This is a genomic window from Pseudomonas farsensis (genome assembly GCF_014268805.2).
Lineage (GTDB): Bacteria > Pseudomonadota > Gammaproteobacteria > Pseudomonadales > Pseudomonadaceae > Aquipseudomonas > Aquipseudomonas farsensis.
The window spans coordinates 1589284-1615032 of the sequence record NZ_JABWRF020000001.1 but is presented as its reverse complement, the minus strand read 5'-3'; the positions used below and the strand labels follow the sequence as shown (position 1 = coordinate 1615032).

The following is a 25749-nucleotide window of genomic DNA, read 5'->3' as shown; positions in this document are numbered from 1 at the left end:
TACCTAAACCTCGGCAAGGCCCAAAGCGGCGGGTCAGTACAGGTAGCTGATGGTTTTTTCCGGCAGCACCGGCACCTGCGCCAGCAGGTAGTCGCGCAGCTTGTGCATCTGCCGTGCCTTGGGGCTGGTCTTGAGCCAGCTCATGTAATAGCCGTCGCCAGTGGCCACCGCCTGGGGGAACGGCGTGACCAGGTTGCCCGCCGCAAGGTCGGCGCTGGCCAGAACCAGGTCCACCACCGAGATGCCCAGGCCCTGCTGAGCGGCGGATATGCCTTGGTCGAGGGTGTCGAAGACCTGGCCTTGGTCGATGCTGATGTGCGGCGCGCCGAGCCGGGCCAGCCACCGCCGCCAGTCGCGGCGGTCGGGCGAGGGGTGGAGAAACTCGCAGCCGTCCAACGCCGACATATCCGCCGCTGGCTGGGCAAGGTAGTTGGGGTGGCACACCGGGATCAGCCATTCATCGAACAGCTTCAAGCTTTCGACGTCCGCCTCGCAGCGGCCATCGCCCAACAGGATGGCGCAGTCGTAGGGCTCGGAATAGAAGTCCACGGCGTCGATGTCCATCCACACGCTAGACAACTGCACCGGGTAGTTGTTTTCGACTTTCTTGAAGCCGTCCAGCGCGCGCAGCAGCCAGCGGACGGTAAGCGTCGACGGCGCCTTGATACGCAGGCCGTAGCGGTCCTGGCGCAGCAATGCGCAGGCGTTTTCGATGATCTTGAAGCCCACCTTGAGCTCTTGAGCCAGCAGGCTGCCGTGCTCGGTGAGCCGCAGTCTCGGGCCACGACGCTCGAACAGGTCGCAGCCAAACAGCGCCTCGAGGGTCTTGATGTGATGGCTGACCGCCCCCTGGGTCAGGGCCAGTTCCTGCGCCGCACGGGTAAATGAACCGTAGCGCGATGCGACTTCGAAGGCGCGCAGGGCATGCAGGGCTTGAATCCGTTCCGACATCAAAATGCCTTCAAAGCATGAGCGAGACTAATAGTAGGTCATAGTTCCAGGCGTTTTACAACGCCGGGGGCACCGCTGAAAATGCCGTTAAACAATAACCACAGAGAGCCTAACCGTATGGATATGCCGGGAAATTCTCTTTTACAGCTGGTTTGAAACCCCAGGGGAAATCATGTTTACGGGTTATGGAAACTGCTATCGCCTGGATGCGCTAGAGCTTGCCGATGAACATGTCCAGAACCGTCACCACTGGACACACAAGACCATAGAACAATTCAAGGAAACCCTCGCCAACCCCGACTTCCCATGCCTGTTCGGGCGCAAGGCGGTAAAGGCGCGTACCTGCCATATCATTTTCGCCCGGGCCGAGTGCCTGGCGGCCGACATCGCCCGTGGCATGGCCGAGTACATCCGCACCATCGAACCTATCCCGCTCAAGCAACGGGTCGGCAACCCCCTGCTGGTGTTTCTCGAAACCGCCCCCAATACCTCGCTACAGGCGCAGCAAGCCTTGGCCTGGGAGGTGCTGGGCGAAGTGCATGCCCGCGACCCGCAACCCTGGCCTGCCGATATCCCGCAAGACCCCCACGACCACCAGTGGGCCTTCTGCTTTGCCGGCATGCCGCTGTTCATCAACATGAACTTCCCCGGCCACCAGCAGATGAAAAGCCGCAACCTGGGCAAGCACATTGCCTGGGTGGTCAACCCACGGGAAAGCTTCGACGAGGTTGCCAGCGCCGAAACCGCGAGCGGCCAGCGCATCCGCGAGCGCATTCGCGACCGTGTACGGCACTACAACGACGGCGTCATGCCCGACTCGCTAGGCTTCTTCGGCCAGCACGACAACTATGAATGGAAGCAGTACCAACTGCAGGAACCTGGCTCGCTGAACCCGGCCCGGTGCCCCTTCCACGCCCCTGCGGCACCCGACTCACTGATCGAGAACTGAACGTGAATACCGCCCTCACCGCCACCTATGCCCTCACCGTCCTGCTGCTGATCGCAACGCCGGGGCCGGTTGTCGCATTGATCGTCAACACCGCTGCGGCTTCTGGCTCGCGCAAGGCGGTGTTCACCGCCATCGGCACCAACTGGGCCTCGCTGGTACTGATTGGCGCTGCGGCCTGGATCATCATGACCAGCGCGGCCATCGACAAGTCCTGGCTCAACGGCATGAGCCTGCTGGGCTGCCTGTTCATCGGCTACATCGCCGTCGGTACCCTGCGTGAAGCACTGCAGGCGCCGGCACCGACGCAGGCCGAGCAGCCAGCCCAGCAAGCGCCGCGCGGGGGCTTGTTGCAGGGGTTCATGGTGGGTATTTCCAACCCCAAGGACATCATCTTCTTTATCTCGTTCTTCCCGCAGTTCATCCAGATCACCGAGTCGTTCGGCAAGAGCATGGTGGTGCTGTCGTTGCTGTGGGTCGCCATCGATTTCGCCGTGCTGAGCCTGTACATCTTCGCCATCGGGCGCATCGCCTCGCAGCGCAGTAGCCGCATCATCAGCCTGGCTTCAGGGGTTGCACTGCTGCTGATCGCACTAGTCGGGCTGGCCTACAACCTGCGCGAACTGGCTGCCTGAAGCCTGAGCAACGACAATAACAAGGAGCGCCGATGAGCCCCCGTAACACCTCCCAGCCCGGCATCAAGGGTGAGGCGCTCCCCTTGCCGCTCGACTACCAGCGTTTTCTGCAACTGGGCAGCCGCCGCGCGCCACAGACGCTGTACGTGCACGAGCGCGGCTACCGCTCCGGCACCATCAATACCGATGCGCTGGGCATGCGCTATAGCTACCTGGCCGGCAAGCGTTATTCGCTGGCCGAACGAGGCGGCGCGGCGCGGGTCAACCTGCTGGTGGGCGGGTCCAGTGCGATGGGCATCGGCGCGAGTTCCGACGAGCACACCGTGGCCTCGTACCTGTCGGCACTGACCGGCGAAGTGTGGTTGACCCTAGCCGGTTGTGGGCTCAGCGCTACCCAGGAATTGCTGCTGTACCTGACCCACCAGCACCGCCTGGGCCAGGTGGGCCATGTTGTGGTGCTTAGCGGCCTTAACACCGTCGCCCAGGAAACCCTTGGCGAGTTGTTGGCCGCAAGCCCCGAGCCGCACAAGGCGCACGCCTATCAGGCGCTGCTCAACCGCTTCAACGAAGGCGTACAGCACAGCGAACAACCGCGCCGCGAATCGCTATGGCAACGCCTGACCCACGCCTTTTTGGCGCCACAGCCCGAGCCGTGGTCAGCGCTGGATGCCTTGGCGCCTGCCGACAAACGCCTGGCCCGGGCTGCCGACTGCATTGGCCGCACGCTGTGCCAGTGGGAGCGACTGCTAGCCAACAGCCACACCACCTTCACCTTCATTCTGCAGCCATTGCTGCCTTGGTGCCGGGAACAGGTGCCTGCCGCGGAACAGCGCATGCTGCAAGGGCTTGAACAGCAGCCGAGCAATTTCGACCGGCTACTGGGCAGCACCTTTGACCGCCAGTTGCACCCGGCTTTTTTCCGGCGCATCAAAGGCCATGCCGAGCCCATCCCCTGCTACGACATGAACGGCATGCTCAGCAGCTCACTGGTATTTGGCGAGCATCTGTTCGTCGACCGCCTGCACTTCAACGACCGGGGCAACAATGCGCTGGCCAAGGTGATCACCGCAAAACTTGGCCTGGCCCAGGACAAGCAGGCGCTGCGCAATGTCGCGCCCATCAAGCAGCTTTAACAGGCGGTCGTCAGATAGGTCAGGCATGGGGTTTCGGCAAACCGTGCAGGCTGGCTAGAATAGGCCGTCGTCGCCCCTGACTCGCCAGAGACATACGCGTACCCACCATGACTTGCCTAGCTGTCCACATTCGCTCGCGCATTCTTCCTGCCGCAGCCCTGCCGCTGCTGCTGACAGCCTTCGCCGCGCAGGCACTGGAAGTGAGCATCGACCCTCACGCCGACCTGCTGTACCGCCAGGCCCTGCCGCTGCTGGAGCAGGCCGACGAAGTGGTAGGCATAGACACCCCAAGCCCCATCCGTGCAGTGGCTACCGACCCCGAGCTGAGCCGCCAGGGCCAGGCTATGGCGCGCACCTTGCCCACGGCGGTGGCGTTGCTGGAAAAGTCGGTGGCGCTGGGCCACCCGGTTGCGCAGTACCGCCTGGCGCTCTACTACACCACCTACTTGCCCGCCACGCAGATCGCCGATGCGGCCTGCCCGCTGCTGCAAGCCAGCCTCAAGCAGGGCTTCGCACCGCCCGCCCTGGCGATTGCCCGCTGGTGCCAGCCGTACAACGCCAGCCCCGCTTACCGCGAGGCGCTGGAGGCAGTGCCGGGCATGGCCACGCTGTATGCACCCTACTACCCGCAACCTGCCGCACGCCTGGCGTGCAACCGTGCAAGCCCGCAAGGGCTGCAAATGCAGTGGGGGCGCCAGCGCGATTATCAGGCCGAGGTGTACCGCCTGCTGGGCGATCTAGACCCACAACACCGCCAGGCACTGTTGCAGAAGGCCGTGGACATCAACGGCTGTGTGGCCGCGGCGCAGCGCCTGACCAGCAGCCGCTGAGCAAGATCGTTCAAGCCAACAGCCCCTGCCCTCTGCCATGCTGGCCTGCCTGGTCGATACGTTGCACTGCCCATGCCTAGCCCGCCCGTTGCCCGCCAAGCCTTTGTCCACGGCGCCATTGCCAGCTTGCCATTGTCACTGGCGGTCGCCCCATGGGGGCTGCTGGCAGGCTCCATGGCCATCGAGGCCAACCTCAGCCCGCTGCAAGGCCAGGGCCTGTCTGCCATCGTCTTTGCAGGGGCTGCACAACTGGTGGCGATCGGCATGCTCAAAGGTGGCGCCAACCTGTTCTCGATCCTCCTGACCACTTTGCTGCTGACCTCGCAACACCTGCTCTACGGCCTGTCGATGCGCCCAGTGCTGTCGGGGCTGCCCGCGCGCTGGCGGCTGGGGCTGGGCTTTCTGCTCACCGACGAATTCTTTGCCCTCACCAGCCAGCATGACCAGCAACAGTTCAACCGCTGGTATGCCTTGGGCGTCGGCCTGACGTTCTATGTGGCGTGGAACCTGTTTACCCTGGCCGGTATCGTGCTCGGCCAGAACATCCCGCATCTGGACCGCCTTGGCCTGGACTTTTCCATCGTCGCCACCTTCGTGGCGCTGATCGCCCCGCTGGTGCGCAACGTACCCACCGTGGTGTGCGTCGCGGTGTCACTGTTCTGCTCGGTGCTGTTCAGCCATTGGCAGTGGGAAACCGCGCTGGTTGCCGCGGGCCTGCTCGGCATGGCCGCCGGGTTCATCTGCCTTAAATGCTGGGGAGGCCGCGCATGATCTGGCTGTTGATAGTCGCCATGGGCGCGGTGGTATTTCTCAATCGCTACGCCTTTCTCGAGCCGCGCCTGCCCCTGCGGTTGAGCTCCAACGCCCGGCAGTTTCTCGGTTTTGCCGTGCCTGGCATGCTCACGGCGATTTGCGGGCCGATCATCTTCATGCCGGGCCATCAATTGACCCTCAGCCTGTTCAACCCGTATTTGCTGGGCTCGTTGGTAGCCATCGCGCTGGTGCTGTTGACCCGCAGCGTGCTGCTGAGCATGCTGGCAAGCATGTTGATCTTCTTTCTTTTGCGCAGCTGGCTGGCATGACCACGCCCCTGCGTGAACAGGCTCACTTGTGGCAGGCAGCCGCGCTCGGCGATGTCGAGCTGTTGCATGCGCGCTACGTGCAGCAACGCTTCGCCCCGCATGTGCACGATGGCTACGTGTTCACCGTGATCGAGGCCGGCGCCCAGCGTTTCTGGCACCGTGGCAGCGAACACCTGGCGCCGGTCGGCAGCATGGTGCTGATCAACCCCGACGAGCTGCATACCGGCGCTACCGCCCATGAGAGCGGCTGGCGCTACCGGGGCTTCTATCCTGAAACCGACCGGGTCAGCAGCGTGCTCGATGAACTGCAGATCGGTGGCCGTGGGTTGCCGTTGTTCAAGGACAGCGTTATCCACGACCCCGCACTGGCGGCGGCCTTCAGCCAGCTCAACCAGGGGTGCGAGGCCGGCGCCAGCGTCCTTGAGCAGCAAACTGCCTGGCGCCATGCCGTGCTGGCGCTGGTGCAGCGCCATGGCCATTGCCGCGAGCCGGCGGCGCCTGGCAATGAGCCGCTGGCGGTCAGACGCGCTCGCGACTTACTCGAAAGCCAATTAGCCGACCCGCCATCACTGGAAGCGCTGGCAGCGGCGGTAAACCTCTCGCCGTTTCACTTTGCCCGCGTGTTTCGCCAGGCCACCGGTTTACCGCCCCATGCCTGGCTCAAACAGCGCCGGCTGAGCCGCGCCCGCGAGCTGCTACGCAGCGGGCTGTCGGCCCTGGAGGTTGCACTGAGGCTTGGTTTTGCCGACCAGAGCCATTTGAGCCGGCAGTTCAAGCAAGCCTACGGCGTAACCCCAGGCGCCTTTCGCCAGGCCTGTCAGCCGCGCTGAAGCGTGTCTCAGGCAGCCTTGGCCCTGGCTGCTACACTCAGATGGCTGAACGGAGGATGCCATCATGTCCGAGCGAGAAATCACCCACCTGCTGTCGCTGATGAATCAACGCCAGGCCTGCCTGAGCAGCGCTTGCAAGGAAATCGCCGACTGGATCGACCGCCAGGGCGACATGCCCGTTGCCGGCAAGATCCGCGAGAGCCTCAAGGCCCTTGAGGCGGACGAGGCAAGAGTCCGCAGGACCCTGACGTCGCTGACCGTTGACCGGCCGTTACCGCGTTTTCGCTGAGCTGCCTGTGCCTTGTCCAGCGAGCGTCGGCTAGCGCTCCAGCACTACGCGCCATTGCGCTACCGGCGTCAGCACCGACGGCCGGGCAAAGTGGAAACCCTGCAGCCATGTGGCGCCGCTCGCCAGAGCGCGCTCATGGTCCTGCTCATCTTCAACCCCTTCGACTACCACCTGCGCGGCTAACCCTTGGCACAGCCGCAGCAGATGATGGAACACCTGGGCATCGGGCCCCGCTTCTCGGGCCCGGTGCAAATAACCACGGTCGACCTTGAGCACATCCGGGCGCGCCTGGCGCACGAACGCAAGGCTCGCAAAGCCTGCACCAAAATCATCGATGGCCAGCTGGCAGCCCAGCGCCTGTACCTGGGCAATGAATGCCAGCGTGCGCTGCGGGTCCGCAGGCGTTGCGCTTTCGGTGATTTCCAGCACCAGCCGCGCGGCTACCTCTGGGCGCTGGCGCAAGCGTGCCCAGAGCGGGTGCCAGGCCGTGCTGTCATAGGCACTTTGCGCCGACAGGTTGCACCCCAGGCGCAGTTCGGGGTGCTCCTCAAGCGCGCTGATGACGCAGGCCATCACGCTGCGGTCGAGCAGGCCCATGGCGTGCTTGCGTTCAAGCGCCATGATCGGGTTGAAGCCCAGTTCCGGGCCGTCGTGGCGCAACAGGCTTTCGTGGTAGAGCACTCGGGCCGGATCACGCGCGTCAACCACGGGCTGAAAAGCCAGCAGAAAGTGGCCCAGGGCAAGGTCCTGGTAGACAAGGCGGGCACGGTGCAGGTCATCCCGCTCTTGTGCAGGGTCTGCATCCAGTGGATGATTCATCGGTCTGTTCGCTCCATCGCTTGGCCGGCATCCTGCTGGCGATCACCTCCTCATGGAGGCGCGCATGGTCCCACCCGCCCGACACGCCGAACAGTGTCCTCCGGCTCCCTTTGGTTGTCCCCTGACCCGGACGACTGACCCTCTGCCCCCGGCCGGCGTCAGACCCGGCACAGCAAGTTACCGCCCTTCGCGCTTCAGGACAGCTTCATGCATACCGTTTCTCGCAGTTACTTCACCACCCTGGCCCAGGCGTTGATCCGTGCTGGCGCCGACATCGACCCACACGACCCGATCCTGGCTGAAAGCGGCCGGCATATTCGCCTGGTCAAGGTCTACGAATGGCTGGAAGAGGTCGTCCGGCGCACAGGCGATGCCGACATCGGCCTGCGCGTGCTTGCCCATGCACACCCGGCAATGCTCGGCCAGCTTGGCTATGCGGTAATGTCCTGCGCGACCTTGGGCGATGCCCTGCAGCGGTTGGTGTGCTTTCATCCGCTGACCACCAACGGCTCGATCCTGCGCCTGGAGCAACACCCAGGTGAAGTGCGTTTGATTGGCTTCGAGGTCGGCCCGCCTGCGCCGCGGGTGTTCATCGATGCGGGCGCCGCGATGACCCTGGGCCTTCTGCAGTGGCTGACGCCGGGGCACACGGTTACGCCGCTGGAAGTGGAACTGGCCTACCCGGAACCTGCCGATACACGCGTGTTACGCAGCCTGTTCGGTGAACGGCTAGTGTTCGGCCGGCCTTACAACAGCCTGCGCTTGCCCGAAGAGGTGTGCCGGCTGGCGCTGCCGACGGCTTCGCCGGAACTGGACCGGTTGCATGGCGAGTACGCAGCCGCGCGGCTTGAAGAGCGGATCGAAGGCTCTACCACCTCGCGGGTGCGCCGCGCGCTCACCGAGCAACTGACCATGGGGCAGCCTACTGCACTCGAGAGCCTGTCCGCGCATCTACGCCTGAGCCGGCGCAGCCTGCAAAACGCCTTGGAGCGCGACGGCGTGAGTTTTACCGCACTGCTGGATGAAGCCCGCCTGACCCAGGCCCATAGCTTGCTGCGCGATTCGGTGCGCAGCGTCAAATACATTGGCGCCAGCTTGGGTTTTCGCGACCCCAGCAGTTTTCACAAAGCCTGCCTGCGCTGGTTCGGCATGCCGCCTGGGGAATACCGCAAGTTGCGCGGGTGAGTCGCCTGGCACCGGCTTCGCCGGTGATCGCGGCACAAGGCCGCTCCTACAAAGGAATGCGCCGCGAAGGGCCGCAACGCGGCCCTCGCTTGCCCGCCAATCAGTGCTGATGCGCGTGATCGTGCCCGGCACCCGCAGTCAGGGCGCGGACTTCAGCCTCGACCTGCACGGTTTCCTTGGCGCCCTTGGCGTCTTCGATGGTCAGAGTCAGCGGCACATGGTCGCCCTCCTTCACCTGTTGCCCAAGGCCAATAAGCATGACGTGGTAGCCATTCGGGTCGAGGGTCACCGGCTTGCCGGCCGGCAGGTCCACCGACTTGACCTCACGCATGCCCATCACATCGCCCTTCATGGTCATTTCATGCACCTGCACGGTCTTGGCAACCGGCGAAGCGACGCTCACCAGCTTGCTGTCGCTGCTGGCGGTCAGGGTCATGAAGGCGCCGGTGGCCTGCTGCTGCGGCACGCTGGCACGCACCCAAGCGTCGCTGACGGTGGTCTGGGCCAGGGCCGGCAATGCCAGGCCGCACAGGGCCACGGCAGCCAGGGCGCGTTTGATCGGTTGCATCGACATTCAGCAGATCTCCATCAGGGTAAGCAGGTCCTCGGTACATTCCTTGGCGTTCAGGGAATGGCCCAGGCTCAGGCGCAGCGTGCCACGGGTATCGTAGACGTAGCTGGTGGACGAGTGCGAGATGGTATAGGTGTCGCCAGCCGGAACCTTCTCGTAAAACACCTTGAACTCGCGGGCGACCGCGTCGATTTCCTCGGGGGTGCCGGTGAGCGCGGTGAACGACGGGTCAAACGCCTTGACGTAGGCATCGAGCACTTCAGGGGTATCGCGCTCCGGGTCCAGGGTGATGAACACCACTTGGAACAGCTCGCGGTCACGGCCCTTGAGCATGTTGCGGATCTGCACCGCGCGCGCCAATGCAGTCGGGCAGACCGCCGGGCACTGGGTGAAGCCGAAGAAGATCATCGGCATGCTGCCGTAGAAGCTCGACAGGCTGCGTTCATTGCCTTGAGTGTCCTTGAGCTTGAACTTGCGCCCAAGGATCTCATTGCTCATGTTCTTGCCGTACTTGAAGTCAAGGCCACGGGCCGGGTTGCAACCGGCCAGCAGGCCGAGCCCCAGAACGCCCATCCCGGCCACAACGGCGCGCCGGGTCAACAGATCAGTCATGGAACCATCCTTTACAGGGAAGGTGCCGACCCTTGGCGTGGGCCGGCCAGAAAACCGGCGCATTCTGGCATGACACCCCTGCATCATCTACCCGACTGAAGCAGCACCGGCCTGCAGCCCTTTGAATACGGGGCGCGACCTGTTGTCGCAGGGGTTGAATCCGTAACAGTTTGTTGCTATGGATCAATGCACAGTGCAAAAAAACATCGCGGGGCAAGCCCGCTCCCACGCGGGCTTTGCGCTGTGGGAAGAGCTGCCCCGCGATGTTGAAACGCATTAGTAGTAGGCGTTTTCTTTCTGGCTGTGGTCGGTCACGTCACGTACACCCTTGAGCTCCGGGATGCGTTCGAGCAAGGTGCGCTCGATGCCGTCCTTGAGGGTTACGTCAGCCTGGCCGCAACCTTGGCAGCCGCCGCCGAACTGCAGCACGGCAATGCCGTCCTCGACTACGTCGACCAGGCTCACGGCGCCGCCGTGACTGGCAAGACCGGGGTTGATCTCGGTCTGCAGGTAGTAGTTGATACGCTCGTTGACCGGGCTGTCTTCGTTGACCATCGGCACCTTCGCATTGGGTGCCTTGATGGTCAGCTGGCCGCCCATGCGGTCGGTTGCGTAGTCGACCAGCGCGTCCTCCAGAAACGGCACGCTGACCGCATCCAGGTAGGCGGTGAAGCTTTTCAGGCCGACCGGCTGGTCGTCGGGTTTCTCTTCACCGGGCTTGCAGTAGGCGATGCAGGTCTCGGCGTACTGGGTGCCCGGCTGGGTAATGAAAACGCGGATGCCAATGCCAGGCGTGTTCTGCTTGGAAAGCAGATCGGCCAGGTAGTCATGGGCGGCGTCGGTAATGGTTATAGCGCTCATGTAAGTTCCTCACAGACTTGCCGGCAGTGTACGCCAACCTGTGCCCCGAACAAAGTCCTAGCATTTGACTCGGGATAGCGCCAAGGCAGGCGCCCTGCCCTCTGCCGGCGCCATCCAGGCCTTGAGCCGCCAATACAGGCCGCGTTCCAGCCAGTGGTAGCTGAGCCACGACATTAGTCCGATTGACGGCACGCAGATGGCGAACACCAGGTACGGGTTCAGGTGCAGGCGCTCGCTGGCGAACAGCCCGGCGTACAGTACCAGCACGTGAATCAGGTACACCGAGTACGAACAATCGCCCAACGACTTGAGCAGGCGGTTGCCCTTGAAGTACGGTTCAAGGGCGATGAACGCCAGCACCACCAGCGCGCTGGGCAGGCCCCAGTGCAACAGGCGCTGCGTGGCGTCGAGGTGGTACAGGGCAAAGCCGGCCAGGCCCAGCAGCCCGAGCGGCAGCCACAACCCCTCGCGGATCAACCCCCGGCGATACAGCACACCCAGGCCAATGCCGAGCAAGAACTCATAGACGATGTCGTTGTTGTAGAAGCGGCTGAGCACGCCAAGCCGGCCAAGCACTTCGCTGACTAGCAGCAGTGCTGCGGTAACCATAAGCAAGTGATGGCGCTGGCGCACCATGAATGCCAGGCCAAACAGCAAGTAGAAAAACATCTCGAAATTCAGCGTCCAGCCAACGTTCAGGGTTGGATACAGGCCATAGCCACCTGGGTTTTCTGCCGGGATGAACAACAGCGACAGCAGCAAGTGCTGCCATTCGAACACTTGGTGCGGCATCCAGCGGCTGGCGATCAGCATCAGCACGGCCATCAGCAAGGTATAGAACCAATAGGCGGGGACGATTCGCAGTGCGCGGTTGAGCAAGAACTCGCCCGGCGCGATGTCCTTGTCACGGGTCGAAAGGTAAATCACCAGCCCGCTGATCACGAAGAAAATATCCACCCCCACCGCGCCACGGTCGGCGAGCAGTTGGCCAATCGGCCCGGTGGCGTGGAAGTCGAAGAAGATTTGCATGAAGTGGTGGCAGACCACCACCCAGGCGGCGAATGCCCGGAGAGCCTGAAGCGAATACAGCATGCCGGTTCCTGCGGTTTTCGGTGCATTTCAGACCCTGGCAGGCTCACCCGCCAAGGCCCCATTCACCGTGTCCGACCGCAGGTGGCCGGCAAAGATCCGCCGGCCCGATCAGAGGTTCTCGTAGCGGTTCATGTCCAGCACCCCGGCCTCGCGCGGGTCAGTTTCCAGGAGGAAGCTGTTCAAATCATGGAAATAGCGCCAGAACTCGGGGTGGCTGCGGCGTATGCCCCAGCGCGTGACGATGCGTTCGAAGCTTGCCTTGTCATCGCGTGCCGCTTCCAGGCTTTCGACAAACTCGGCCACCTCGCCTGCCGGCACGTTGAACATGAAGTTGGGGTAGCTGCTGAGCACGCCGGGGTACAGCGTCAGGGTGTCCAGTCCCGGCTGGTAGCGGTAGGCCTCGCCCAGCAGGAACGCCACATTGCTGTGGGCACGGTTGCGCAACAGGCTATAGACCTGGCGCTGACCGTCCTTGCCCTCGATGCGCAGCATGCTTGCCTCAGGCAACTGCCCGATCACCTTCAGGCCCGCCGCCGGGCGTGACACCAGGCGGCTCAAAGACTGCTCGGCATCGCGGAACTCTTCGCTCATCTGCGGCCGTGAACAGTACGCGCCCTGGCAGCGGTTGATGGGGTCGGGCGCGGCATTCAGGCTGGCGGTGCGCTGCAGCAATTGCAGGCCGAAGTCACGCTTAGGGTCGTGCTTGTCCAGTTTCAGCCCGCTCGGGGTATCGGTGTCGATGTCCTCGTAGTCCATCCACATCTTCACCTTGCCGCTGTTCTGGTACCAGTCGCTGAGAATATGCCCGCGCTGGCTGGCCGGCATCAGGCGCAGGAAGTTGACCTCTGCGCCGTTGCGGATCAAGTCGAAGTACAAGCGCGTCTGCAACTGGTGGGAAACATTGCCGTACACGTCGAAATTCACCGCCAACTGATAATAGGTGCGTTCAAGCAGCGGGTAGTCGAACAACCAGATGGTCAGCGGCACGTCACCGATCAGGCCCTTGTTCACCGAAGCGCTGTCGAAGTGGCGGAAAATGCTCAACAGCGCATTGTCATTGCCCGCCCACAGGGTCGACCAGCTCGGCGGCGGCAATTCGGCATAGGCGTCGCGGCGCAGGCTTTCATACTGGTTGCGCTTGTCGCGGTAGGCGTGCCAAAGGCTCAACACGCTGCCCACATCGTCGATCTGCCCCGGCATGGCCAGCAGTGGCGTTGCCTCGCCGCGGTAGGCGGCATCGGTGATATAGCGGTCGTGGGCCGGCTCCTGGAACAGCGCCCAGAAGTTGTCGCGAATCACATCGGTGGCAATCTGCCCACGGCACACCGGGCCACGAATGAACGTGCGCACGAAGTACTCGGCGTTGTCCAGCATGAACTGGTAACGGGCCACCGCCGGGATGGCCTCGAAGGTTTCAAACGGGTTAGCGCGGTGGCGCGGGCCGTAGCCGGGCAGCGCGCTGGCATGCCAGTCGCCGCTGTAGAACAGCTGCTTGACCCGCTTGAGCTTCTGCGGGCCCATCGGGTAGCTGATGTGGGTCTTGTGCACGATCACACCCTGTACCGGCACCAGGCGGTAGTAGAAGTCGGTGCCGGGCGGGTCGTTGGGGCGGCGGGTGGCGATCAGGTCGACGGGCTGGCCACTGGGCGTACGCGAGCGCACCCACTGGAAGTAGTGGCCCGGCTCGCCGCCGACAAAATAGATATGCGCCAGGAACAGGTGCTCGTACAGCCAGCGCGCCACCAAGGCCTCGGTGGAGCCCGGGCGGTTCAACAGCTCTTCCCATTCGCCAATCTGCTGCATCTCGCTGGCATTGGCCTGGATCGCAACTTTCTCGACCGGTGCGCCGGCTGCCAGCCAGCGCTGCAAAGTGCGGTATTGCTGGTCAGTCAGCCCGGTGACGGCAAGCGGCATGCCCTCTTTGGGATGTGCGCCGGCATAGGCATCGAACTCATGGGGCAACGGGCACATGTTGTTGCGGTTGAGCCCCAGCACGATTTCCTCGGGCAGCTTGGCATTGGGCACCAGGGGCGTCGAATGGCCAAGTTCGAGCATGCGCGCCATCAGCGCGGCCTGGCTGCCCTGCTGGTCGAGCACCGAATAGAAGCCGTCCTTGCGCCAGCCAGCCACGTCACGGGCGTCATAGAACAGCCGCGTGGTGGCCACCGCAGCGGTGCGATCGCCCTGGTACACCGGCACCTTGGAGGCGCCACGCTCGGCACCTTCGGCACTGCCCAGGTTGAGCTGACAGGCCGCATCGTTACAGGCGTGGCAGGCCACGCACTTCTCGGTGAAGATCGGCTGGATATCCCGGGTATACGAAATCGTCGGGCTGGAGAGGGGGGCCTGCGCAAGCACCTGTGCACTGAGCAGCAGTGCGCAGGCGCTGGCAAGTAAACGGAGCAGCATGTGCCGAATGTCCTGGTTCTTGAAGCATCACGATATGCCGAATCGGGCGTTGGGTGCGTCAGCCGCGCCAACATGAAGGAAATTCATGCAAAGTGGCAGCAGCCCTAAAATCCATGCAGCTTTGTTATTATCCGCACCTTCTGATATTCGCCCGACCAGGTAGTCCTATGTCCGACCGCAGCGCTCGTTACCAAGCACTCCAGAACGCACTCAAAGAGCGCATCCTGATTCTCGACGGCGGCATGGGCACTATGATCCAGAGTTACCGCCTCGAGGAAGGCGACTATCGTGGCACGCGCTTCGCTGATTGGCCAACCGATGTTAAGGGCAACAACGACCTGCTGCTGCTCAGCCGCCCGGATATCATCGCCGCCATCGAAAAAGCCTACCTGGACGCCGGCGCCGATATTCTTGAAACCAACACCTTCAACGCCACGCAGATTTCCCAGGCCGACTACGGCATGCAAGGGCTGGCCTACGAGCTGAACGTCGAAGGCGCGCGCATTGCCCGCCAGGTGGCGGACGCCAAGACCCTCGAAACCCCGGACCGCCCGCGCTTCGTCGCCGGCGTACTCGGCCCGACCAGCCGCACCTGCTCGATCTCCCCCGACGTCAACGACCCAGGCTATCGCAACGTCACCTTTGATGAGCTGGTGGTCAACTACATCGAGGCCACTCGCGGCCTGATCGAAGGCGGCGCCGACCTGATCCTGATCGAAACCATCTTCGACACCCTCAATGCCAAGGCGGCCATCTTTGCCGTGCAGCAGGTGTTCGAAGAAGACCAGGTCGAACTGCCGATCATGATTTCCGGCACCATCACCGACGCCTCCGGCCGCACCCTGTCGGGGCAGACCACCGAGGCGTTCTGGAACTCGGTGCGCCATGCCAAGCCGATTTCCATCGGCCTGAACTGCGCCTTGGGCGCCAAAGACCTGCGCCCGTACCTCGAAGAGCTCGCAAGCAAAGCCGACACCTTTGTTTCGGCGCACCCCAACGCAGGCCTGCCCAACGCCTTCGGTGAATACGACGAAACCCCGGCAGAAATGGCTGCGGTGGTCGAAGAGTTCGCCGCCAGCGGTTTTCTGAACATTATCGGCGGCTGCTGCGGCACCACGCCTGGGCATATCCAGGCCATTGCCGAAGCCGTTGCCAAATACCCGCCACGGGTCATCCCCGAGATCCCCAAGGCCTGCCGCCTGTCGGGCCTGGAGCCGTTCACCATCGACCGCCAGTCGTTGTTCGTCAACGTCGGTGAGCGTACCAACATCACAGGTTCCGCTCGCTTCGCCCGGCTGATCCGCGAAGAAAACTACACCGAGGCCCTGGAAGTGGCGCTGCAACAGGTCGAGGCCGGCGCCCAGGTGATCGACATCAACATGGACGAAGGGATGCTCGACTCCCAGGCGGCCATGGTGCGCTTCCTCAACATGATCGCCGGCGAGCCCGATATCTCGCGGGTGCCGATCATGATCGACTCCTCCAAGTGGGAGGTCATCGAAGCAGGCCTCAAGTGCATCCAGGGCAAGGGCATCGTCAACTCGATTTCCATGAAGGAAGGCGTCGAGCAGTTCAAGCACCACGCTCGCCTGTGCAAGCGCTATGGCGCAGCCGTTGTGGTCATGGCATTCGATGAAGTCGGCCAGGCCGATACCGCCGCGCGCAAAAAGGAAATCTGCAAGCGCAGCTACGACATCCTGGTCAACGAAGTGGGCTTTCCGCCCGAAGACATCATCTTCGACCCGAACATCTTCGCAGTTGCCACCGGCATCGAAGAGCACAACAACTACGCCGTCGATTTCATCGAGGCCTGCGCCTACATCCGCGACCACCTGCCCTACGCGCTGAGCTCCGGTGGCGTGTCCAACGTGTCGTTCTCGTTCCGTGGCAACAACCCGGTGCGCGAGGCGATCCACTCGGTGTTCCTGTTCCACGCCATCCGCAATGGCTTGACCATGGGTATCGTCAACGCCGGCCAGCTCGAGATTTACGACGAGATCCCGGCCGACCTGCGCAACAAGGTCGAGGACGTGGTGCTCAACCGCACCCCCGAGGGCACCGATGCGCTGCTGGCGATCGCCGAAGACTACCGCGGCGGCGGCGCCGTCAAGGAAGTCGAGAACGAGGCCTGGCGCTCGCTGCCGGTAGGCAAACGCCTGGAGCACGCGCTGGTCAAGGGCATCACCGCGTTCATCGTCGAGGACACCGAAGAGTGCCGCCAGCAATGCGCGCGCCCTATCGAGGTCATCGAAGGGCCGCTGATGAGCGGCATGAACGTAGTCGGCGACCTGTTCGGCGCCGGCAAGATGTTCCTGCCCCAGGTGGTCAAGTCGGCGCGGGTGATGAAACAGGCCGTGGCCCACTTGATCCCGTTCATCGAGCTTGAAAAAGGCGATAAGCCCGAGGCCAAGGGCAAGATCCTCATGGCGACAGTCAAGGGTGACGTGCACGACATTGGCAAGAACATCGTTGGCGTGGTGCTGGGCTGTAACGGCTATGACATCGTCGACCTGGGCGTCATGGTGCCGGCCGAGAAGATCCTGCAGACCGCCCGCGAGCAGAAATGCGACATCATCGGGTTGTCGGGCCTGATTACCCCGTCGCTGGACGAAATGGTGCATGTCGCCCGCGAAATGCAGCGCCAGGGCTTCGAGCTGCCGCTGATGATCGGCGGCGCCACCACCTCCAAGGCCCATACGGCGGTGAAGATCGAGCCCAAGTACAGCAATGACGCGGTGATCTACGTGACCGACGCTTCCCGTGCGGTGGGCGTGGCGACCCAGTTGCTGTCCAAGGAACTCAAGCCGGCATTTGTCGAGAAGACCCGCGCCGAGTACGTCGAGGTGCGCGAGCGCACCGCCAACCGCAGCGCCCGCACCGAGCGCCTGAGCTACGCCCAGGCCATCGCCGCCAAGCCTGGCTACGACTGGGCCAGCTACCAGGCGGCCAAGCCTTCGTTCACGGGCGTGAAGGTGTTGGACAACATCGACCTGCGCGAGCTTGCCGAGTACATCGACTGGACGCCGTTCTTCATCTCCTGGGACCTGGCCGGCAAGTTCCCGCGCATCCTCACTGACGAGGTGGTGGGTGAAGCGGCAACGGCGCTGTACCAGGACGCCCGCGAAATGCTCGACAAGCTGATCAACGAGAAGCTGATCAGCGCCCGTGCGGTGTTCGGTTTCTGGCCAGCCAACCAGGTCAACCACGACGATATCGAGGTTTACGGCGACAACGGTGAAGCACTGGCCACCCTGCACCACCTGCGCCAGCAGACCATCAAGCCTGACGGCAAGCCGAACTGGTCGCTGGCCGACTTCGTGGCGCCCAAGGACAGCGGCGTGACCGACTATGTGGGCGGGTTCATCACCACCGCCGGCATCGGCGCCGAGGAGGTGGCCAAGGCTTACCAGGACAAAGGCGACGACTACAGCTCGATCATGGTCAAGGCCTTGGCCGACCGCCTTGCCGAGGCCTGCGCCGAGTGGCTGCACGAGCGCGTGCGCAAGGACTACTGGGGCTATGCCCGCGACGAGCACCTGGACAACGAGGCGCTTATCAAGGAGCAGTACCGTGGTATCCGCCCTGCCCCAGGCTACCCGGCGTGCCCGGACCATACCGAAAAAGAAACGCTGTTCCGCCTGCTGGACGGCAGCGCGATTGGCGAAACCGGCCCAAGCGGCGTGTTCCTGACCGAGCACTTCGCGATGTTCCCGGCCGCAGCAGTGAGCGGCTGGTATTTCGCCCACCCGCAAGCGCAGTACTTTGCCGTGGGCAAGGTGGACAAAGACCAGATCGAGCAATACAGCGCACGCAAAGGGCAGGACCTGAGTGTCAGCGAACGTTGGCTGGCGCCTAACCTGGGTTACGACAACTGACGCTCCCACGGCGCTCAGTGCCAGCGGGGCAGCACCTCGCGGTCGCCGTGGGAAATTCTATGGTTTTGTACAACCCTGTTTTCGCCAGACATATCTCCTTGTGGTGAGCGGGCTTGTCCCGCTCACTGATCACCACCTGGCGATACTGCGGGTCGGCTTTTATCTGCGCTTCGGTAAACGGGATCGGCGCAAGCTTGCCAGCGGCAAAGGCCTTGGTCTGGTCCGCAGCATGGCTTGACCCCGCCTCGCTCGACAGCGAAAACGCCAGCAACCCCTCGGCCTTAGGCCCGTGCTCGGTGAAACTGACCACCTGCAAATAGCTGGTGCCGCTGACCACCAGACGCTTGCCGGGCGCCACCGGTACGCTGAGCATGGCGTTGTAAACACCCAGCTCCTGCGGCCCACCCGCAACCGGCACACCGTTCATGCCCTGCTGCACCTGCCCCCAGCGCATATCATCGGCCAGGCCCGCTTCCTTGACCTGCGCCAACGATGCCAGCGCTGCCTCGCGCAGCACCTTGCGCACCGCCGCCTGCTCGACGGCAAGGCCGCGCGGGGTGTGCTGCGGGTCGGCAGGGTCAAACGCCACACGCCAGGTTTCGGGGTGTTCGGCCAGCACCGCCGCGATGTTCTCGAAGTGCACCAGGCCAATGCCCGCCTCGAGCCCGGCCTTGCCATCCCACGCCTGCAAACTGGCGCACAACGCCTTGAGGTCGGCTTCGACCCCTTGGCACCACTGCAGCAAGTCCTGGCGCAATACACGGGCCAGGTACACCTCGTCATCGAACACCATCTGCTGCAGCTCAGCCACGCCGAGCTTGGCGCTGCCCTGCAGGCGATTCAGGGCAAAGCGTGTACGCATGCGCAGCGGCTCGTCGGCGCGGCTGACCAGTGGCGAGAAGCCCGTCAGCGGCGCTGCCGGGTTGACCTGCCAGGCAGAGTCATTGGCATGCTGCACATAATCGCGGCGCTCAAGGCTTGGCAGCAGGCTGGGCGGGAAGATGCCCGGCTGCGCAGCCTGCGGGTCGACCTTCCACTGGCAAGCGCTACGCGAGCCGTCCAGCACGACCATGGGGCCGCTCGCCTGCGGGTTGCTGCACTGCGCCAACAACGCCTGGTCCACATACGGCACCACCGATTGGTTCAGGTACAGCGCTGCGCCCGATTCATCCACGGCCAAGGTGTTGACCCACGGTATACCTTGCAGTTTGCCCACCGACGCCTTGAGTGCCTGCACACTGTCGGCCCGATTGACCTGATACCACTGCTCCAATACCCGGGTGTTGTCGAGGTTGGCATCGCGCAGGCTGAAGGCCGCCTGCCGGTCCCAGTCCAGCCGCCCAGGCCATTGCACCACCGGGCCGAACCTGGACAGGTACAGCGGCCGCTCAACCTGCTGCAAGGCGCCGTCATCACCCTTGACAGTGATGCTGACCGGGTACTTTTCAAGCGCCAGTGACTCGCCGTCGAGCAGGTAGCGGGTCGGGTCTTTCGGGTCCAGTTGCAGGCGGTACAAGGTGAAGTGTTTCGAGGTGTCGACGGTGTGGGTCCACGCCAGGTGCTGGTTGAAGCCGATATTGACCACCGGCAGGCCCGGCAGCGCCGCGCCCATCACATTCAGCTTGCCAGGGATGGTCAGCTGCATCTGGTAAAAACGCATGCCGCCAATCCACGGGAAATGCGGGTTGGCCAACAATAGCGCGCGGCCACTGGCCGAACGCTCGGCGCCCACCGCCACCGCGTTGCTGCCACGGGTCTGGGCAAACTGCTCCTGGCGCGCCAGCACTTGGCTGTAATCAACCCGCGGTGCCGCTGCCGCAAGCTCAGGCGGCGCCGCTGCGACTACTGCTTCGGCAAACTGGCCAAGGCCGCCTTCGGCAAGCAGGCGGCGGGTCAGCTTGACCAGATCGAGGCTGTCGATCGGCCGCACCCAGTCCCCGGCCCCGCACTCGGCAGGCAAGCCTTGGCTGCGGCGCTCGGCCAGCGCGCGGTTGTAGCCGCTGGCATAGCCTTCGAGGCGGTCACGCATTTCAGGGGATTGCGCCTGCCAAAAACCTTCGACCGCCGCACGGTTGTTGAACCAGGTGAAAAACACGTCGCTGGGCAGGTTTTCGCGCTCATCGGCTGTTTTGCCAGCGGCGCCGAAGTAACGTGAACGCTCGCCATTGACCGTCAGCACCTCGTTGGCCAGCAAGCACAGGTTGTCCTGCGCGTAGGCGTAACCGATGCCGTAGCCAAGGCCGCGCTCGTTTTCGGCCAGGATGTGCGGGGTGCCGAAGCTGGTGCGGCGGATCTGCGCAGTAGCGTCAGCCGCCACCTCGTGGGCCTGGCTGGCCAGGCTCGCAGCGGCCAGCACCGCAGCCAGGCTCAGCTGCATGACAGGACGTGATGAAAAGGTCACAGGCACTCCTCGTGCGAATCGGGGGTCATCCCGATCAAACGATTGGCCTGCCGGAAATTTTACGGTGTTGTCGGGCGCGCGACGCTTTCATTCAGGTGATGTGAGTTTTTTTTCGCCGAGGGCTGCAGATTTGCCGCGCTCATCCGTCTTATCCAGTGAGGCAACCTGTTTTCTGGACGGTCCACGAAAAGGAGCATTCACATGTACAACCCGCAACCCTCGACGCAGACGCCGCCGCCCCAGGCCGGTGCGCCGTTCGGCGAGCATGAGCGAGTCGGCAATGAGCAGATCCGCGAGCTGCTGCGCGTGTTCGGCCTGCGCACCAGCCTGATCCGCCTGAAGGTCATCGACGCCTTGCACGCCGCCGACCGCAATGGCCGCAGCATCGGCGTGCGTGGCGTGCATGCGCAGCTTGAACAACTGGATATTCCGCTGTCGTTCCTCAGCGTGCGCGAAGTGCTCAAACGCCTGTGCGCAGAAGGGGTGATCACCCTGGGTAGCGACAAGTGCTACACCCTCGACCCACAGGCCCGGGCCGTGCTCGACCAGCACGCCGCACGCTGAGCGCCTGGCCGGCCGCAGCCCGCCGGCCCAAGCCCTTCAGGGTTTGACTTTGCGCCGCAGCAGGCCGTTGATCACTACCACCACAACCGCAATGCCGATGGCCAGGTACTGGAACGTCTGCTCGCTGATGGTGCCCTGCTTCTGCAGGTGGCTCAGGCCGAGCATGAGGCCCAGCACTACCAGGATGATCAGGATCGAATATTTCAGGCGCTGCACGTGTGTCATGGGAGTTTCCTTGCGACATCAGGGACATGGGGCTATGGCGAAGCCTGCGGCATGATACCTCGCAAGGGCTGAAGACGCTGATTTTCCTCGGGGCTATTTGTGAGCCTTTAACCAAAGGCCAGGCTAAACCCTCTGCGCATCGAAATGTTACCCGCGGAATGAGGGATGAATCGAGGTGAAGTGGCAGTGTTAGGCTCTGTACGAAAAGAGATGTCGCAAACGCCGCATAGCGCAAGCCAGTGAGACCATCGCGGAGTAGCTTTTCGCGAGCTTGTCGAAGCGAGTCACGATACGTCGGTTCTCTTTCAGCCAGCCGAACATTCGCTCGATGATGTTTCGCTGCCGGTATTTTGGGCGGTCAAACAGTCGTGGCAAACCAGGCTTCGGCTTGCGCTTCATTTTCCGTAATTGGATCACCGGCTGCATGCGATAGCGATCGCAGTACTGCCGCAAAGCTTCGGCGTCATAGCCTTTGTCAGCGAGAAGCCATCGGCACCGTTTCCGGGGGCGACCGCGTTTGCCGGGAATGCTGACATCATCGAGCAAGGGCTGGGCGTAGCTGATATCACTGGCTTGACCGCCAGAGAGAAGGAAGCGCAACGGCACGCCGTTGGAGTCGCAAAGCATATGGATCTTGGTTGTCAGTCCGCCTCGGCTACGGCCTATCGCATGGTCAACGGGTTCATCAGGCCCCCCTTTTTCCCGGCGCCTGCAGAGGCTCGGGTTGCGCGTACTGTCGTCGAGTCAATCATCCAGGTCTGCAGGTCAATCAGGCCATGCTCGTTCAGTCTGATGTGAAGCCGCTTGAGCATGTGGTCAAAAGTGCCTCGGTTTCGCCAGTCACGAAATCGCTGGTAGACCGTTGACCAAGGACCGAAACGCTCAGGCATGTCACGCCAAGTAGCGCCGGAGCAAAGCACCCACAGCACACCATCCAGCATCAAACGTTCACTAAGCCGTGGTCGGCCTTTGCGCTGGCCTTCAGTGAACAGGTCCGCGACCACCGTCCAGGCATCTTCCGAGAGTTCATAACGCTTTGCCATCACAGAATTCCTTTTCGTAGATGGTTGAGAACTCTACAAAAAATCAGCCTTGGGCCGGTGCTGCTTCGGTTTCTCGGTATTTCGTACAGAACCTGGAAATGAAATTGCTTGCCACCGCCCAAGCTTTTCGCCCGCCGCTTGTTGCTCCGAAGCAGGGTCATTGCTGATCCTCGCCAAAGGTACACCTGTAGTAAAAGTAAGGGAGTTCCGAACAGACTGCCTAAACACGCACTCTAAGCAAACGAGTTTTTAAAGTCACGATTAACACTCCACAGGCGTGCAGTCACCGCGAATGAATGTGCCAAGCAACCACACTCATTGGACCTTCGACCCATTACCCGGCGAGTCACTCTCAGTGTCGCAACTACCTCCACCTGAGCACCTGCTTCATTCACCCCAATAGCTTCTGGTGGAATAAATTCACCAATCAATTCAATTCTAACTTAAAGAAATTACTGCTAATAAGCTCTATGTTTTCGCTAGTGCTCAATGATAGAGCGGCAAGGGCCGACCCAATATCACTGGGCACTTCGGAGATGCGCCGTCCTATTTGAGGTGCGACGATTAGCTTGTAGCGGTCGCCTCTATAGTCATAACTAAAGAAGCCTTTTTTTGCCATGATGGAAAATGACTTTAAGTAGCGATCTCTCTGCGCAGTAGCATTGAACTCTGGAACATTGCGGTCAATTACTTTAAATCCAAAATTTTCGCCTAACGAGTCTACATAGTCATACACCCTCTCATAATTCTCGATAGAGCTTTTGACTAACTCAGGTACAAAACCTTGTCCGGCAGTCGCAAAGTGCCCAAGCAGCCCATCTTCAAAATATGCAAAGAAATCTAAATCATGAGCTTCCAAAAAATCTTCATCCATCTCCATTATTCTGCTCCAAAGATATTTGTACAGTTTTCGCAGCGTGGAACCACTTCTCCTGTTCGAGGACGAATGGCGGAAGTGAATTTATATCGTCGAGTCTAAGCTTAGGATTGCTCAAAAGCAATTCGTTAGCAGCTCTGAACTCAGCACAACGACCCAACGTATTTCCACATGCTGTCTTCACACCCAAGCCCCCAAGGCTGTCTGCATAAGCTTGCAGCTCGGGGGCAATCGTACTTGGAACTACCCCATTAGATGTGGTGGCTATTTTTCCTGTCAGCGGATCTATAGCGCCGACAACTGTAGCCGGTTTGTGCTTTTTGAATGTTGAATGTTGAATGTTGAATGTTGAATGTATTGCTCAAGTTTTAGAGCAGCTTCATCAAGAAGCTCAGCAGTTTCGCGGTTCTGTGCACCGGCTATCGTAGCATCGACACCAGCCGCAGCACGCCTTTTACCTAACAATACCCTTAGTACCGCAGGAGCGCCTTTAAGGGCAAGCGCTGCATCCAGATCCCAAGTGACACCAGTAATCCCACCGCCCAATACAATCGAAAATCTTTGCACCAGATCGTTGAGTTCTGCAGGGCTGCTCGAAACACCAGCAATTTCTCTCAAATAAATAGCAGCAGCTTTCGCCAAATTGTTCCTTCCAAGCTTCAGGAATAAGACTTGGCTCGTCGGCCCAGTCGCTGCCGCCGCTCTGAGACCATTGCGAGTTTGTATTAAATAACCCATGATCGAGGAACTGTTCAGTAGTCGATTGGAATGCTTAAACATCTGACCCATTGGCGGTTATCGCATTTCTAACACTCCAAGTAAGTACATTGTTTTGAGAGGCTAGACGCTGAATACTGGCTGTCGCGATCAACAAATCTTCTGAAAGTGCAGCAACTCAGGGCTTCCCGGAGGATAACTCGCCAGAAGAGCCTGTAATCGTGCATTCTCTACTGCATCCATTTGAACACCTGGGGCCGTCCATCACGATCGGCCATGAGCTCCACCCGATCGCCGATCTCGTAGAGCCTGGAGCGCGGGATGCCGTCCACCCTCGCGCTACTCAACTGGCCGCAACATGCCGGGTTCGAGGTCAACTGGAGGATCAGAATCCGCGTCATCAAGGGGTGTTTGGTTATTATCGCGGAGTAAACAAACAGCCCCACCACTGTCGAGTGCTAAGCTCAATGCTGACGTGCTAGATCAAGAGCAACCGCCAACTGGATCCTACTCTGTCGTGAGCGAAGCGACTTTCCGTACTCCTTCACACTAGTAGTTTGAAAATCCACTACCTCCCCACTCGGCCTTGAAATCTCAAGCCAAACCACTTCCTCCCCATTAACCAGGACCGCATATAAATCCTCAGCTTGCTCAGGCGTCCAATTCAACACAAATGCGCTACCGATCAAGCCAAGCCTGCCCGCCAAGACAGAGAACAACTGATTTCCCGGCTCTCTAAGCCCGCTCCATGACTTAGATAGCTCTTCACGAAAATATTGTTCCGCAAGGCTCCCTATTAGTTTCATTTAATAACCCCCGGAGTAGTCGTTATCAAATTACCAAACCTATCAGTAAGAATGCTCATAGTAGAAGTAGGCTGACCACTGAATTTATCAATACCAATAGAATGACCGAGATTCACCTCTCGAACATATCGAATCCCATCTGCACTATCTAAAGTTCGTGCTACAGGCGAACTCACCACCTCTTTACTTTGAAGCAAAGTGCGAAGTTCTGCCTGCCCTATAGTAAACTGACTTGCATTCACCTCAGAATTATAGTGACGACTTATAACGTGCTCCCAACCTGATTTTTTGTCACCGGTCCTCAAGTTGATACGTGACTGAACGCGTCCAGAAACCTCAATGGCCACTGTAACATCAACACCAGCCGCAGCAAGCCTTTTTGCTAACAAAGCCCTTAGTATAGCGGGGGCACCTGTAAGAGCAAGCGCGGCATCCAGATCCCATGTGACATGTCCCATGGCGCAACCCAATTAGGATCATCTTTATTTGAGACTTGGACAATCGCTCCCGCGCGATCATTCCTTACAACATAAGAACCATCCTTAGCGACCTACCCACTAGCTGGATCATTAAGACGGCTTCCTGACAGAGCATCAAAACGAGTATCTTTCGTCACAACCGCTTTGATTGGATTATCGATTACTTACTACATAGAGTTTTCCCTGCGGCCCCGCTTACCCCCTTGGCTGGCAATTTTTAGTTCAATCGTAATTGAAATTCTATTTGTACCTATGAGTTTCCAACGTAAATACTATTATCTGGAAGACTCATCACCCAAGGCTCAGAAAAGGAAGAACAGAACACATCTAACCTTCTACCATCAGAAAAAATGAATAACGGATCAATAGGCTGACCACTCGCGATCCATGACATATCAACAACTGACAGCCCTACCAAATCCTCTGTACGTGTATTTATCTGATCATCCCAACATGCAAATAAGAGCTCTTTACCTTGAGATACTCTCCAAGCACTACTAGTGACAAACCTCCAATT

24 protein-coding genes are annotated in these 25749 nt (G+C 61.1%); 11 read left to right on the top strand and 13 right to left on the bottom strand.

The features are described from left to right. Nucleotides 1–33: 33 nt before the first annotated feature. Nucleotides 34–951, bottom strand: coding sequence for a LysR substrate-binding domain-containing protein (locus HU719_RS07415; RefSeq protein ID WP_186536359.1), 918 nt, complete (start codon nucleotides 949–951; stop codon nucleotides 34–36). A 172-nt stretch (nucleotides 952–1123) separates the two neighbouring features. Between HU719_RS07415 and HU719_RS07410 the strand changes: the two genes are divergently transcribed. The 8 genes from HU719_RS07410 (at nucleotide 1124) to HU719_RS07375 (ending at nucleotide 6696) form a co-directional block, all read left to right on the top strand. Beyond that, nucleotides 1124–1900, top strand: a complete 777-nt coding sequence (locus tag HU719_RS07410) for a YqcI/YcgG family protein (protein ID WP_186536357.1) — start codon at nucleotides 1124–1126, stop codon at nucleotides 1898–1900. 2 nt (nucleotides 1901–1902) lie between these two features. Further along, complete coding sequence (locus HU719_RS07405; RefSeq protein ID WP_186536355.1) at nucleotides 1903–2532, top strand: LysE family transporter; 630 nt, start codon at nucleotides 1903–1905, stop codon at nucleotides 2530–2532. A 32-nt stretch (nucleotides 2533–2564) separates the two neighbouring features. Further along, a complete protein-coding gene (locus tag HU719_RS07400) occupies nucleotides 2565–3665 on the top strand; it encodes a hypothetical protein (protein WP_186536353.1) in 1101 nt (366 codons plus the stop codon). A 107-nt stretch (nucleotides 3666–3772) separates the two neighbouring features. Beyond that, nucleotides 3773–4495 (top strand): sel1 repeat family protein, encoded by a 723-nt coding sequence (locus HU719_RS07395; protein WP_225917125.1) that lies wholly within the window; start codon nucleotides 3773–3775, stop codon nucleotides 4493–4495. Between the two features lie 72 nt (nucleotides 4496–4567). Then, nucleotides 4568–5266: an AzlC family ABC transporter permease gene (locus HU719_RS07390; protein WP_186536352.1), complete on the top strand. Its 699-nt coding sequence runs from the start codon at nucleotides 4568–4570 to the stop codon at nucleotides 5264–5266. Then, a complete protein-coding gene (locus tag HU719_RS07385) occupies nucleotides 5263–5577 on the top strand; it encodes an AzlD domain-containing protein (protein WP_186536351.1) in 315 nt (104 codons plus the stop codon). Before HU719_RS07390 ends, HU719_RS07385 begins: the two co-directional genes overlap by 4 nt. Further along, complete coding sequence (locus tag HU719_RS07380; protein WP_186536350.1) at nucleotides 5574–6407, top strand: AraC family transcriptional regulator; 834 nt, start codon at nucleotides 5574–5576, stop codon at nucleotides 6405–6407. Before HU719_RS07385 ends, HU719_RS07380 begins: the two co-directional genes overlap by 4 nt. A gap of 64 nt (nucleotides 6408–6471) precedes the next feature. Next, nucleotides 6472–6696, top strand: a complete 225-nt coding sequence (locus HU719_RS07375) for a hypothetical protein (RefSeq protein ID WP_186519585.1) — start codon at nucleotides 6472–6474, stop codon at nucleotides 6694–6696. A gap of 30 nt (nucleotides 6697–6726) precedes the next feature. Here the strand turns inward: HU719_RS07375 and HU719_RS07370 are convergent, their stop codons facing one another. Further along, nucleotides 6727–7515 (bottom strand): EAL domain-containing protein, encoded by a 789-nt coding sequence (locus tag HU719_RS07370; RefSeq protein ID WP_225917124.1) that lies wholly within the window; start codon nucleotides 7513–7515, stop codon nucleotides 6727–6729. Nucleotides 7516–7722: 207 nt separating this feature from the next. On the opposite strand from HU719_RS07370, the gene HU719_RS07365 reads away from it, so the two are divergent. Beyond that, nucleotides 7723–8700: an AraC family transcriptional regulator gene (locus HU719_RS07365; protein WP_186536349.1), complete on the top strand. Its 978-nt coding sequence runs from the start codon at nucleotides 7723–7725 to the stop codon at nucleotides 8698–8700. 100 nt (nucleotides 8701–8800) lie between these two features. On the opposite strand, the gene HU719_RS07360 is transcribed toward HU719_RS07365, so the two are convergent. The 5 genes from HU719_RS07360 to HU719_RS07340 all read right to left on the bottom strand — a co-directional run bounded on the left by HU719_RS07360 (nucleotide 8801) and on the right by HU719_RS07340 (nucleotide 14245). After that, on the bottom strand, nucleotides 8801–9274 hold the full coding sequence (locus tag HU719_RS07360) for a copper chaperone PCu(A)C (RefSeq protein WP_186519589.1): 474 nt from the start codon (nucleotides 9272–9274) through the stop codon (nucleotides 8801–8803). Beyond that, the gene (locus tag HU719_RS07355; RefSeq protein ID WP_186519591.1) at nucleotides 9275–9883 is read right to left on the bottom strand and encodes an SCO family protein; all 609 of its coding nucleotides are present in this window, start codon (nucleotides 9881–9883) and stop codon (nucleotides 9275–9277) included. A gap of 276 nt (nucleotides 9884–10159) precedes the next feature. Continuing rightward, nucleotides 10160–10744, bottom strand: a complete 585-nt coding sequence (nfuA, locus tag HU719_RS07350) for a Fe-S biogenesis protein NfuA (protein ID WP_186519593.1) — start codon at nucleotides 10742–10744, stop codon at nucleotides 10160–10162. 57 nt (nucleotides 10745–10801) lie between these two features. Next, entirely contained in the window at nucleotides 10802–11836 is a 1035-nt protein-coding gene (locus tag HU719_RS07345) for an acyltransferase family protein (RefSeq protein WP_186519595.1), read from the bottom strand. Nucleotides 11837–11944: 108 nt separating this feature from the next. Then, nucleotides 11945–14245, bottom strand: coding sequence for a fatty acid cis/trans isomerase (locus HU719_RS07340; protein WP_186536348.1), 2301 nt, complete (start codon nucleotides 14243–14245; stop codon nucleotides 11945–11947). Between the two features lie 167 nt (nucleotides 14246–14412). On the opposite strand from HU719_RS07340, the gene metH reads away from it, so the two are divergent. Continuing rightward, nucleotides 14413–18120 (top strand): methionine synthase, encoded by a 3708-nt coding sequence (metH, locus tag HU719_RS07335; RefSeq protein WP_186536347.1) that lies wholly within the window; start codon nucleotides 14413–14415, stop codon nucleotides 18118–18120. On the opposite strand, the gene pvdQ is transcribed toward metH, so the two are convergent. Further along, complete coding sequence (gene pvdQ / locus HU719_RS07330) at nucleotides 18098–20497, bottom strand: bifunctional acylase PvdQ (RefSeq protein WP_217843698.1); 2400 nt, start codon at nucleotides 20495–20497, stop codon at nucleotides 18098–18100. The genes metH and pvdQ overlap by 23 nt on opposite strands. 225 nt (nucleotides 20498–20722) lie before the next feature. Here pvdQ and HU719_RS07325 point away from each other — a divergent pair, with 225 nt between their 5' ends. Next, nucleotides 20723–21085 (top strand): fe2+ zn2+ uptake regulation protein, encoded by a 363-nt coding sequence (locus HU719_RS07325; RefSeq protein ID WP_186519602.1) that lies wholly within the window; start codon nucleotides 20723–20725, stop codon nucleotides 21083–21085. A 36-nt stretch (nucleotides 21086–21121) separates the two neighbouring features. On the opposite strand, the gene HU719_RS07320 is transcribed toward HU719_RS07325, so the two are convergent. From HU719_RS07320 to HU719_RS07300, 5 genes are all read right to left on the bottom strand, one after another. Then, nucleotides 21122–21310 (bottom strand): hypothetical protein, encoded by a 189-nt coding sequence (locus HU719_RS07320; RefSeq protein WP_186519604.1) that lies wholly within the window; start codon nucleotides 21308–21310, stop codon nucleotides 21122–21124. A gap of 189 nt (nucleotides 21311–21499) precedes the next feature. Beyond that, nucleotides 21500–22353, bottom strand: a protein-coding gene (locus HU719_RS07315; protein WP_186537262.1) for an IS5 family transposase whose coding sequence is annotated in 2 segments (ribosomal slippage) — nucleotides 21500–21997 and nucleotides 22000–22353 — 852 coding nt in all. Because the reading frame shifts where the segments join, the coding sequence is not laid out codon by codon here. A gap of 427 nt (nucleotides 22354–22780) precedes the next feature. Beyond that, complete coding sequence (locus tag HU719_RS07310; RefSeq protein ID WP_186537263.1) at nucleotides 22781–23233, bottom strand: hypothetical protein; 453 nt, start codon at nucleotides 23231–23233, stop codon at nucleotides 22781–22783. Nucleotides 23234–23515: 282 nt separating this feature from the next. Continuing rightward, the gene (locus tag HU719_RS07305) at nucleotides 23516–24019 is read right to left on the bottom strand and encodes a hypothetical protein (protein ID WP_186537264.1); all 504 of its coding nucleotides are present in this window, start codon (nucleotides 24017–24019) and stop codon (nucleotides 23516–23518) included. Between the two features lie 730 nt (nucleotides 24020–24749). After that, complete coding sequence (locus HU719_RS07300; RefSeq protein WP_202883369.1) at nucleotides 24750–25211, bottom strand: hypothetical protein; 462 nt, start codon at nucleotides 25209–25211, stop codon at nucleotides 24750–24752. Between the last annotated feature and the right edge of the window lie 538 nt (nucleotides 25212–25749).

Bases quoted from the DNA above. Each gene is read 5' to 3' on its own strand.
- HU719_RS07415 (WP_186536359.1), bottom strand. From the start codon at position 951: ATGTCGGAACGGATTCAAGCCCTGCATGCCCTGCGCGCCTTCGAAGTC.
- HU719_RS07410 (WP_186536357.1), top strand. From the start codon at position 1,124: ATGTTTACGGGTTATGGAAACTGCTATCGCCTGGATGCGCTAGAGCTT.
- HU719_RS07400 (WP_186536353.1), top strand. From the start codon at position 2,565: ATGAGCCCCCGTAACACCTCCCAGCCCGGCATCAAGGGTGAGGCGCTC.
- HU719_RS07395 (WP_225917125.1), top strand. From the start codon at position 3,773: ATGACTTGCCTAGCTGTCCACATTCGCTCGCGCATTCTTCCTGCCGCA.
- HU719_RS07390 (WP_186536352.1), top strand. From the start codon at position 4,568: ATGCCTAGCCCGCCCGTTGCCCGCCAAGCCTTTGTCCACGGCGCCATT.
- HU719_RS07385 (WP_186536351.1), top strand. From the start codon at position 5,263: ATGATCTGGCTGTTGATAGTCGCCATGGGCGCGGTGGTATTTCTCAAT.
- HU719_RS07380 (WP_186536350.1), top strand. From the start codon at position 5,574: ATGACCACGCCCCTGCGTGAACAGGCTCACTTGTGGCAGGCAGCCGCG.
- HU719_RS07375 (WP_186519585.1), top strand. From the start codon at position 6,472: ATGTCCGAGCGAGAAATCACCCACCTGCTGTCGCTGATGAATCAACGC.
- HU719_RS07370 (WP_225917124.1), bottom strand. From the start codon at position 7,515: ATGAATCATCCACTGGATGCAGACCCTGCACAAGAGCGGGATGACCTG.
- HU719_RS07365 (WP_186536349.1), top strand. From the start codon at position 7,723: ATGCATACCGTTTCTCGCAGTTACTTCACCACCCTGGCCCAGGCGTTG.
- HU719_RS07360 (WP_186519589.1), bottom strand. From the start codon at position 9,274: ATGTCGATGCAACCGATCAAACGCGCCCTGGCTGCCGTGGCCCTGTGC.
- HU719_RS07355 (WP_186519591.1), bottom strand. From the start codon at position 9,883: ATGACTGATCTGTTGACCCGGCGCGCCGTTGTGGCCGGGATGGGCGTT.
- nfuA (WP_186519593.1), bottom strand. From the start codon at position 10,744: ATGAGCGCTATAACCATTACCGACGCCGCCCATGACTACCTGGCCGAT.
- HU719_RS07345 (WP_186519595.1), bottom strand. From the start codon at position 11,836: ATGCTGTATTCGCTTCAGGCTCTCCGGGCATTCGCCGCCTGGGTGGTG.
- HU719_RS07340 (WP_186536348.1), bottom strand. From the start codon at position 14,245: ATGCTGCTCCGTTTACTTGCCAGCGCCTGCGCACTGCTGCTCAGTGCA.
- metH (WP_186536347.1), top strand. From the start codon at position 14,413: ATGTCCGACCGCAGCGCTCGTTACCAAGCACTCCAGAACGCACTCAAA.
- pvdQ (WP_217843698.1), bottom strand. From the start codon at position 20,497: ATGCAGCTGAGCCTGGCTGCGGTGCTGGCCGCTGCGAGCCTGGCCAGC.
- HU719_RS07325 (WP_186519602.1), top strand. From the start codon at position 20,723: ATGTACAACCCGCAACCCTCGACGCAGACGCCGCCGCCCCAGGCCGGT.
- HU719_RS07320 (WP_186519604.1), bottom strand. From the start codon at position 21,310: ATGACACACGTGCAGCGCCTGAAATATTCGATCCTGATCATCCTGGTA.
- HU719_RS07310 (WP_186537263.1), bottom strand. From the start codon at position 23,233: ATGGAGATGGATGAAGATTTTTTGGAAGCTCATGATTTAGATTTCTTT.
- HU719_RS07305 (WP_186537264.1), bottom strand. From the start codon at position 24,019: ATGGGTCAGATGTTTAAGCATTCCAATCGACTACTGAACAGTTCCTCG.
- HU719_RS07300 (WP_202883369.1), bottom strand. From the start codon at position 25,211: ATGGGACATGTCACATGGGATCTGGATGCCGCGCTTGCTCTTACAGGT.